9 protein-coding genes and 1 tRNA gene are annotated in these 8,964 nt (G+C 69.6%); 5 read left to right on the top strand and 5 right to left on the bottom strand.

Going from position 1 to position 8,964, the window contains the following annotated elements:
* Both ACF09C_RS07285 and ACF09C_RS07280 read left to right on the top strand, forming a co-directional pair.
* The coding region (locus ACF09C_RS07285; RefSeq protein ID WP_392089688.1) for a hypothetical protein at positions 1 to 258 on the top strand (258 nt) is incomplete at its 5' end.
* A 355-nt stretch (positions 259 to 613) separates the two neighbouring features.
* Positions 614 to 3,190 carry a SpoIIE family protein phosphatase gene (locus tag ACF09C_RS07280; RefSeq protein WP_392089687.1) on the top strand — a complete coding sequence of 859 codons (2,577 nt, stop codon included), beginning with the start codon at positions 614 to 616 and terminating at the stop codon, positions 3,188 to 3,190.
* An 87-nt stretch (positions 3,191 to 3,277) separates the two neighbouring features.
* Here ACF09C_RS07280 and ACF09C_RS07275 read toward each other — a convergent pair.
* A tRNA-Pro gene (locus tag ACF09C_RS07275) sits at positions 3,278 to 3,351 on the bottom strand.
* Positions 3,352 to 3,477: 126 nt separating this feature from the next.
* Between ACF09C_RS07275 and ACF09C_RS07270 the strand changes: the two genes are divergently transcribed.
* Both ACF09C_RS07270 and ACF09C_RS07265 read left to right on the top strand, forming a co-directional pair.
* Positions 3,478 to 4,164, top strand: coding sequence for a transketolase (locus ACF09C_RS07270; protein ID WP_392089685.1), 687 nt, complete (start codon positions 3,478 to 3,480; stop codon positions 4,162 to 4,164).
* A gap of 44 nt (positions 4,165 to 4,208) precedes the next feature.
* Positions 4,209 to 5,102: a transketolase family protein gene (locus ACF09C_RS07265; RefSeq protein ID WP_392089683.1), complete on the top strand. Its 894-nt coding sequence runs from the start codon at positions 4,209 to 4,211 to the stop codon at positions 5,100 to 5,102.
* Positions 5,103 to 5,172: 70 nt separating this feature from the next.
* Here ACF09C_RS07265 and ACF09C_RS07260 read toward each other — a convergent pair whose 3' ends face one another.
* Positions 5,173 to 5,544, bottom strand: a complete 372-nt coding sequence (locus ACF09C_RS07260) for an MmcQ/YjbR family DNA-binding protein (RefSeq protein ID WP_392089681.1) — start codon at positions 5,542 to 5,544, stop codon at positions 5,173 to 5,175.
* 582 nt (positions 5,545 to 6,126) lie between these two features.
* On the opposite strand from ACF09C_RS07260, the gene ACF09C_RS07255 reads away from it, so the two are divergent.
* A complete protein-coding gene (locus tag ACF09C_RS07255) occupies positions 6,127 to 7,326 on the top strand; it encodes an acyl-CoA dehydrogenase family protein (RefSeq protein ID WP_392089679.1) in 1,200 nt (399 codons plus the stop codon).
* A 105-nt stretch (positions 7,327 to 7,431) separates the two neighbouring features.
* On the opposite strand, the gene ACF09C_RS07250 is transcribed toward ACF09C_RS07255, so the two are convergent.
* Genes ACF09C_RS07250 through ACF09C_RS07240 form a run of 3 tightly spaced genes read right to left on the bottom strand, consistent with a single transcriptional unit; the run spans position 7,432 to position 8,964 of the window.
* Positions 7,432 to 7,998 (bottom strand): GAF domain-containing protein, encoded by a 567-nt coding sequence (locus tag ACF09C_RS07250; RefSeq protein WP_392089677.1) that lies wholly within the window; start codon positions 7,996 to 7,998, stop codon positions 7,432 to 7,434.
* A complete protein-coding gene (locus ACF09C_RS07245; RefSeq protein ID WP_392089675.1) occupies positions 7,995 to 8,618 on the bottom strand; it encodes an ATP/GTP-binding protein in 624 nt (207 codons plus the stop codon). The genes ACF09C_RS07250 and ACF09C_RS07245 overlap by 4 nt, the downstream gene beginning before the upstream one ends.
* Entirely contained in the window at positions 8,596 to 8,964 is a 369-nt protein-coding gene (locus tag ACF09C_RS07240) for a DUF742 domain-containing protein (protein WP_392089673.1), read from the bottom strand. Before ACF09C_RS07240 ends, ACF09C_RS07245 begins: the two co-directional genes overlap by 23 nt.

Raw genomic sequence — 8,964 nt, 5'->3', positions numbered from 1 at the left:
GAACTCCAGTTCTACCGCTCCGACAACGGCATCATCGCCACCGGCCGCACCGACACCAACGGCATCTTCACCCAACTCGCCGACGGACAACTCAGCGACGGCTGGAGCCACATCAACGCCCTTGGCCGCGAACTCCAGTTCTACCGCTCCGACAACGGCATCATCGCCACCGGCCGCACCGACACCAACGGCATCTTCACCCAACTCGCCGACGGACAACTCAGCACTGGCTGGGAGATCATCACCGGCGTCGCATGACCGCTCGCCGGCCGCGGAAGTTGATGCACCGCTCTGCTCCGCGCCTGGAGGCCGGACGTCACCGCCTTCCTGGGCCGGACCCGACGCATTGCCCCGCGGCCGGGAGAGCGAGCACCTCGACCTGGGCGCCCCTCGCCTTCCAGATCATGGATCAGCACCCATCCCCCTCACCCACAGCGATGGGAACCTTGTGTCCCTGCCCGGATGCGTACCGTGAACGCCGGGAGCCCCGGTCGCGGGGAGGTGCTACAACTGGGGTTGTGAGCCCGTCTCCTCTCTCGTGCCCGGCGTACCGGTGCGGTCGAACCTAGGAAGAAGATTCGGAAGCGTCGCCGGACAGGTATTCGTCCTTCAGGTGGCGATCGTGGTGCTGCTCGCCGCCGGGGCCCTGCTGGCCCTGGTGCTGCAGTCGCGGTACGACATCGAGCGTGAAGCGCGCAACCGGTCGGTTTCCGTGGCTCAGACCTTCGCGAACTCCCTGGGCCTGCAGGAAGCGCTGAGGTCGCCGGACCCGTCCGCGATCCTGCAGCCCCTCGCCGAGGAGACACGCAAGGACGCAGGCGTGGACTTCATCGTGGTGATGGACACGAACGGTATCCGCTACAGCCACCCCCAGCCCGACCGCATCGGCGAGCGGTTCGTCGGCACGATCGAGCCCTCACTCGCCGGCCAAGTGCACACCGAGAGTGTGGAGGGGCCGCTCGGCAAGGAGATCCAGGCGATCGTCCCGGTCACCTCGCCCCAGGGTGAGGTCGTCGCCCTGGTCTCGGCAGGTCTGACGGTGGAGAGCGTGACCGGCGTCGCCGACCGTCAGCTTCCGGTCATCCTCCTGGCCATCGCCGTCGGTCTGGCTCTGGCCACCGTCGGCACGGCGCTGATCAGCCGAAGACTGCGCCGCCAGACCCACGGGCTCGGCACGCAGGAGATGACCCGCATGTACGAGCACCACGACGCGGTGCTCCACTCCGTCCGCGAAGGAGTGCTGATCACGGACGGCGAAGGACGACTACTCCTGGCGAACGACGAGGCCGGACGGCTGCTCGGCCTGCCGGACGACGCCGAAGGGCGCCCCGTCGACGAGGTCGGCATGGATCGCCGCATGGCGGAACTGCTGCTGTCCGGCCGGGTGGCCACCGACGAGGTACTGGAGGCCGGGGACCGGCTGCTCGTGGTCAATCAGCGGCCCACGCGCCCGCAGGGCTCGGCGGTCACCATCCGCGACTCCACCGAGATGCAGCTCCTGAGCAGCCGGGCGGAGACGGCCCGCAAGCGGCTCAAGCTGCTGTACGACGCCGGGGGTGACATCGGCAGCACCCTCGACGTGGTCCACACCGCCGAGGAACTGGCCGACGCCGCCGTTCCCCAGTTCGCGGACTTCGTCACGGTCGACCTGGCCGACCCGGTACTGAAGGGCGACGAGCCCGGCCCGGGCGCCGACATGCGGCGTACGGCGGTCAGCGGCATCCGCTCCGATCACCCTCTGTATCCGCTCGGTAGCCTGATCGCATTCCTGCCGTCCACGCCGCAGGCCCGCGGATACGGCACGGGCACAGCCGAACTCGTGCCCGATCTCCATGATGCGCCGGGATGGCACGCGCAGGACGCGCCGCGGACATCGGCGATCATCGGCTACGGGATCCACTCACTCATCGCCGCTCCGCTGAAGGCCAGGGGCGTCGTGCTCGGTGTGGTCAACTTCTGGCGCTCGCAGAAGCCGGAACCGTTCGACGAGGACGACCTGTCCCTGGCCGAGGAGCTTGTCGGCCGCGCCGCGGTCACCATGGACAACGCCCGCCGCTACACCCGCGAACACAATCTCGCCGTGACGCTCCAGCGCAGCCTGCTGCCGCAGGATCTGCCCGAGCAGAGCGCGGTGGACGTCGCGCACTTCTACCAACCCGCCCAGTCCGGAGTAGGCGGGGACTGGTTCGACGTGATCCCGCTGCCGGGCAGTCGCGTCGGGCTCGTCGTCGGAGACGTCGTAGGGCACGGCCTGCACGCCGCGGCCACCATGGGGCGGCTGCGCACGGCCGTGCACAACTTCTCCTCCTTGGATCTCCCGCCCGACGAACTCCTCGCCCGTCTCGACAACCTCGTCCAGCGCATGGACCAGGAAGGCGACAGCGCGCCCTCGGACAGCGGTGTCATGGGCGCGACCTGCCTGTACGCCGTCTACGACCCGGTCTCCCAGAACTGCACCATGGCGCGGGCAGGGCACATGCCACCGCTTGTGGTCGCCCCGGACGGCACGACCACCATCTCGGAACTGCCGGCCGGCCCTCCGCTGGGGTTGGGAGGCATGCCGTTCGAGACCATGGAACTGCACCTGGCGGAAGGCAGTCAGCTGGTCCTGTACACCGACGGTCTGGTCGAGGAGCGGAGCCGGGACATTTCAGTCGGCGTGGAAATGCTGCGCACGGCGCTGAGCCACCCCGACCGAGACCCGCAAGCCAGCCGCCGCGCCGTACTCGACGCCCTGCTCCCCGGCCGGCCGGCCGACGACGTCGCGCTGCTCATCGCCCGGACACGGACTCTGGGCCCCGGCCAGGTCGCGGAGTGGGACGTACCGTTCGACCCGAGCGAGGTCGGCGCCATACGCGGCCTCGCGGCCGAGCAACTCGAGGCGTGGGGGCTGCAGGAACTCGCCTTCACGACAGAACTGATCCTCAGTGAGCTCATCACCAACGCCATACGGTACGCCGCCGCGCCAGTTCGCGTTCGTCTGTTGCGCGACCGCACTCTGACCTGCGAGGTGTGGGACGGCAGCAGTACCGCCCCGCATCTGCGGTACGCCGCCACCACGGACGAGGGCGGCCGCGGACTGTTCCTGGTGGCCCAGCTCAGCGAGCACTGGGGCACCCGGTACACACCGGAAGGCAAGGTCATCTGGGCCGAACAGATCCTGCCCACCGCCGACAGTGCCCTCTCCTAGGCCGCAGATGTTCCGGGTCGCAAGAACGATCGAGGGGCCGTTTCAGATTGCTCTGAAACGGCCCCTCGACCCTGCGACTTCGAAAAGTCGGGACGACAGGATTTGAACCTGCGACCCCTTGACCCCCAGTCAAGTGCGCTACCAAGCTGCGCCACGTCCCGGTGCCCGTCTGACCTGGGGTTTCCCCCGGCCGAACGCGCATGAGAACAATACCGCACTTCCATGGGTGGTCACGAACCGCTTTACGGGTTGACCTCAAGCAAGCTTGAGGTTGCACCGTGGGTGGCATGACGAACACGGACATCGACCGGCTCCACGGCCTCATGGGCCTGATGACCGGCGACGAGAAGCACTCGCCCGCCGCCACCTCCACCCTCGACGCGCTCTGGGTGCTCTACGACCGGGTGCTGCGGGTGTCGCCCGAGACCGTGGAGCGGGCGGACCGGGACCGGTTCCTGCTGTCGAAGGGGCACGGGCCCATGGCGTACTACGCCGTCCTCGCCGCCAAGGGCTTCTTCCCCGAGGAGCTGCTCACAGGCTTCGGCTCGTACGACTCGCCCCTCGGGCACCACCCCGACCGGACCCTCGTGCCCGGTGCCGAGATCGGCAGCGGGTCGCTGGGGCACGGGCTGCCGCTCGCCGTCGGGAGCGCGCTCGGGCTGCGGGCGCGCGGGGTCCCCGAGGCGCGGGTGTGGGTGCTCATCGGGGACGCCGAGCTGGACGAGGGCAGCAACCACGAGGCCATCGCGTACGCCGGGTCCGTGGGCCTGGAGCGGCTGCACACGCTCGTGATCGACAACGGCTCCGCCACCCATGGCTGGCCCGGCGGGATCGCCTCGCGGTTCGAGGCCGCCGGCTGGTCCGCCGCGACCGTCGACGGGCGGGACCACGAGGCGCTGTACGCCGCCTACACCGCACCCCACCCCGGACGCCCGCACGCCGTCGTCGCCCGCGTCGAACCCAAGAACGCCTGATCAGCCGCCCGAGACCAAGAAAGAACGAAGAAGGAGCCCCTCACATGGACACGATGCGTGACCGCTTCATCGCGACCACCGGCCGCCTGCTCGACGCGGACCCGCGTCTCGCGCTCGTCCTCGCCGAGATCAGCATGGACGGATTCCGGGAGGCCGAACGGCGCCATCCGGACCGGGTGATCAATGTCGGGATCCGCGAGCAGCTGCTGATCGGCGCGGGTGGCGGGCTCGCGCTCGCCGGGATGCGGCCGGTGCTGCACACGTTCGCCAGCTTCCTGGTCGAGCGGCCCTTCGAGCAGATCAAGCTGGACTTCGGGCACCAGGGTGTGGGCGGTGTACTGGTGAGCGCGGGCGCCTCCTACGACTGGCCGGCCGGCGGTCTCACGCATATGGCGCCCGGCGACGTCGCCCTGCTCGACACCCTCGACGGCTGGGCGATCCACGTCCCCGGCCACCCGGACGAGGCGGAGGCCCTCCTGCGACAGGCGGCCGCGGGCGACGGCCTCGACTACGTCCGGCTCTCCCTCCAGTCCAACAGCGCCGCCCGCCCCGTCGCCCCCGGCTTCAGCACGGTCCGCGAGGGCCGTGCGGGCGTGGTCGTCGCCGTCGGGCCCCTACTCGACAACGTGCTCGCCGCGACCGAGGGACTCGACGTGACGGTCCTCTACACCACCACCGTGCGGCCCTTCGACGCCGAGGGCCTGCGCCGGGCGGTCGACGGGGCGCGGCCGGACGTCGTCCTGGTGGAGCCGTACCTGGCCGGTACGTCGACCGCCGCCGCCAACGACGCCCTCTCCGCCCGCCCGCACCGGGTCCTCGGGCTCGGTGTCGCCCGCCGGGAGCTGCGCCGCTACGGCACACTCGACGAGCACGTCGCGGGGCAGGGCCTCGATCCGGCCGGGCTGCGCGAGCGCATCTCGGCCTTTCTCGAACTCTGAGCGACCCGAGTGGGTCCAGGGCGACCCGAGTGAATCCAAGGGACCTCCGGCCCTCACCCCGTCTCCGCCCTCACCCCGCCTCCGGTGGCACACCGACCTCCGGGTACTGGTCCCGCAGCCGGCGCGGGGCGGCCTGGCGCCAGGAATCGGCCAGGATGGCGCGGAGCTCGTCCTCGTCGTCAAGGGCGCCGATCCGGACACGTATCCAGGCGTAGCCGTCGTCGTGGCCCTCCCGGATGAAGAACTTGGCGGGCTCGGCGGCGAGCAGTTCCGCACGCTCCTCCTTGGGGCATTTCACCCCCATCGCCTGGTCGTCGTCGTCCAGCGAGGCGAAGATCTTGCCGCCCTGGCCCGCCCGGAAGGTGGGCATGCCCCAGGCGAGCTTCTCGAACGCCCCGGGCAGCGAGAGCGCGATACGGCGTACGTCGTCGGCGGTGGCCATACGTCGACCGTACGACGCCCCACTGACACCGACACCCCGTTGACACCGACGCCCCGCTGACAGCGACACCCGTCCGCCGACCGCGACGGCGCCGATCGGCCGCGCATGCGCCGGAGCACGCCCCCCTCACTCCCTGTAGCGCGCCCCGGCGCCGCCCAGTGCACTCGTACGCCGCCCGCCGCCCGCCGTCCCGAGGGTTCGCGCGCACCCGGCCGCACGATTCCGGCCCCGTCCGCATATCGGGACGCTTCCGAGATGCCGACCCTGTGGTGAACAGGTGGCGGATGGGGCGACACCGACCCCCTCAAGGCCATATGCCCTCGACCGGTTTGCCCTTGGCATGTGGCAGAAAGATGCCCACGGGGAATGCCCTGGTGACCGACTCGAACAGGTCAACTCCCTCCGAAACACAGTCAGTTGCTGGCGTCAACCACTCCGGTTTGAGACAAACTCGGTGGCGATATTGCTCCGCCCCGTAAAGATCAACACCATGAAGTGTCGGCCTGTTCGGGACGGGACCACCGCCGATGCACGATCTGCTCGAACAATCGATCGAGCAGGTGACAGCAGGGGAGGACTCGCGTGGACAGCTATTTCAGCAGTCGACTTCATCATCAACTCCGAGCGCAGGTAAGGGACTTTGCAGAGCGTGAGGTCCGGCCGCGGATAGCCGAGATGGAAGCCTCCCGGTCCGTGCACCACGAACTGTCCCGGCTGATCTGCGAGCAGGGCTGGCTCGGCGCCACGATCGGCCAGGAGTACGGCGGCATGGGCGCCGGTCATCTGGCGAAGACCATCATCATCGAGGAACTCTCGCGCGTCAGCGGCGCGATGGGTGCCATGGTGCAGGCGTCCCAGCTCGGCACCGCGAAGATCGTCCATTTCGGCAGCGACGAGCAGCGCAAGACCTGGCTTCCGGCCATCGCCGCCGGCGAGTGCCTGCCGACGATCGCGGTCACCGAGCCCGAGTCGGGCGGTCATGTACTCGGGATGAGCGCGACCGCGGTCCGCGACGGCGACGACTATGTCCTCAACGGCAGCAAGGTCTTCGTGGGCAACAGCCACGTCGGTCATCTGCACGGCGTCGTGGTCAGGACCGGTCCGGGGTCGAAGGGACTGACGGCCTTCCTGGTCGAATCCGATCGCCCCGGCTTCAGGATCGGCCCCCAGCAGGCCGCGATGGGCCTGCACGGCTTCAGCTTCGGCGAGCTCTTCTTCGAGAACTGCCGGGTGCCTGCGGCCAACCGGCTCGGCGACGAGGGCGACGGCCTGTCCGTCGCGTACTCCTCCAGCGTGCTGTACGGCCGGGCCAACCTCACCGCGGTCTCGCTCGGCATCCACCAGGCGATCCTGGAGGAGACGACCCGGTTCTGTGCGGAGCGCCACCGCTACGGCAAGCCCCTGCACCACCTGCCGACGGTCAAGCTGAAGCTCGGTCAGATGCAGTCGCGGCTCATGACGGCCCGGCTCGCCGCGTACCACGCCGTCCATCTGCTCGACCAAGGGCTCTCCTGCGACGCCGAGTTGATGAACGCCAAGCTGGTGAACGTCGAGTCGGCGATCGATTCCGGCCGCAACGCCATGGAGATCCACGCGGCCGCCGGGCTCTTCACGGACCGGCCGATCGAGCGCTACCTCCGCGACGCGCACCACATCTTCGCCCCGGCCGGCACCTCCGACATCCAGCTGCTGCGCCTCGCCGAGGTCGCTCTCGGCCAGGACAAGGGGAGTTGGTCGGAGCGTCTCGCGGACCTGCTCAAACTGGAGCCCGTGCACGCATGACCGACGATCACAGACACAGAAGCGCCCCGGCACGGCTCCTCTGAGAGCCGTCCCGGGGCGCCATCGTTTCGGCACGGTCGTCCCCGCCCAGCACGCCACGCGGGCTCAGATCAGGCCGTCCTCTCGACGGTGGATCTGCTCCACCAGCTCCGCCGCGAGCGACTTGATGGTCTCCAGACCGGCCCGGCCCCACGGACGTACGTCCGTGTCGACCACGCAGATCGTGCCCAGCGCTATCCCCGTACGGTCGATCAGCGGCGCACCCATGTACGAGCGGATGCCGATCTCGTCCACGACGGGGTTCCCCGCGAACCGCGGGTAGTCGCAGACGTCCTCCAGGACCAGCGCCTTGCGGCGCACCACCACGTGCGGGCAGTAGCCGTGGTCGCGGTCCATGTACCGGCCCACGTTCCCGCCGGCCGCCGCGTTGAGGTCGCTTCCGCTGTGCGTGCCCGTCGGCGTGTGCAGTCCGGCGAAGAACTGCCGGTGCTCGTCGATGAAGTTGACCATCGAGAAGGGGGCGCCGGTCACCTCCGCGAGCCGCTGGGCGAACTCGTCGAACGCGGGCTCCGCTCGCTCCCCGAGACCCAGTTCCCGCAGCCGCCGCACACGCGCGGGTGCCTCCTGGTCGACGGGGGTCAGCAGCAGATGACCGGTCGGGTCGTAGGTCATGACGGTGCTCCGTAGCTCGGCACGGGGGCCGGGATGGTGGTGAGCAGATGCTGGACGAGGGTGACGAGGGTGCGGATGCCGGCGCTGGAGATCCGCGCGTCGCAGAGCACCACGGGCACCTCGGGCTTGAGGTCGAGGGCGGCCCTGACCTCGTCGGGCTCGTAGCGGTAGGCGCCGTCGAACTCGTTGACCGCGATCACGAACCCGATGCCTCGGCGTTCGAAGAAGTCGACGGCGGAGAAGCAGTCCTGGAGGCGGCGGGTGTCGGCGAGGACGACGGCTCCGAGGGCACCCTCGGAGAGCTCGTCCCACATGAACCAGAAGCGCTCCTGGCCCGGGGTGCCGAACAGGTACAGCACGTTCCTGTCGTCGAGGGTGATGCGGCCGAAGTCCATGGCGACGGTGGTCGTGGTCTTGGACTCCACGCCCTCCAGACTGTCGGTGCCCGCGCTGACCTGGGTCAGCAGCTCCTCGGTGCTCAGCGGTTCGATCTCGCTGACCGCGCCCACGAAGGTGGTCTTGCCCACGCCGAAACCGCCCGCCACCAGGATCTTGAGCGCGGTGGGGAACGGGTCGGTCGCGAAGCTCTCGTGGCGCTCAGAGCCGTTGTCGTAGGCCATCGAGCACTGCCTCCAGCAAGGAACGGTCGGTTGGGTTGGCGTGGAAGCGGGGCGCGCGGGCGGTCAGCGCCCCGCAGTCCACGAGGTCGGAGAGCAGGACCTTGGTGACGACGGCGGGTAATCGCAGATGCGCCGCGATCTCCGCCACCGAGGTGGGTCCGTCGCACAGCCCGAGGGCCAGGCTGTGTTCGGGACCCATGTGCGGCTGCGGGGAGGAGCCGGTCGCCATCACCAGGGAGAGGAGGTCCAGGGCGGTGGTCGGCTGGGTCCGGCCACCGCTGACGGTGTACGGACGGATCAGCCGGCCCGCCGCGTCGTCGAGCCAGGGCCCCTCCTGGGGGGACAC

Origin of the sequence: Streptomyces sp. NPDC014870 (assembly GCF_043081505.1) — a bacterium.
In the GTDB taxonomy this organism is placed as follows: Bacteria; Actinomycetota; Actinomycetes; order Streptomycetales; family Streptomycetaceae; genus Streptomyces.
The sequence above is the reverse complement of the archived record's forward strand: the minus strand, read 5'-3'. Positions and strand labels throughout refer to the sequence as shown.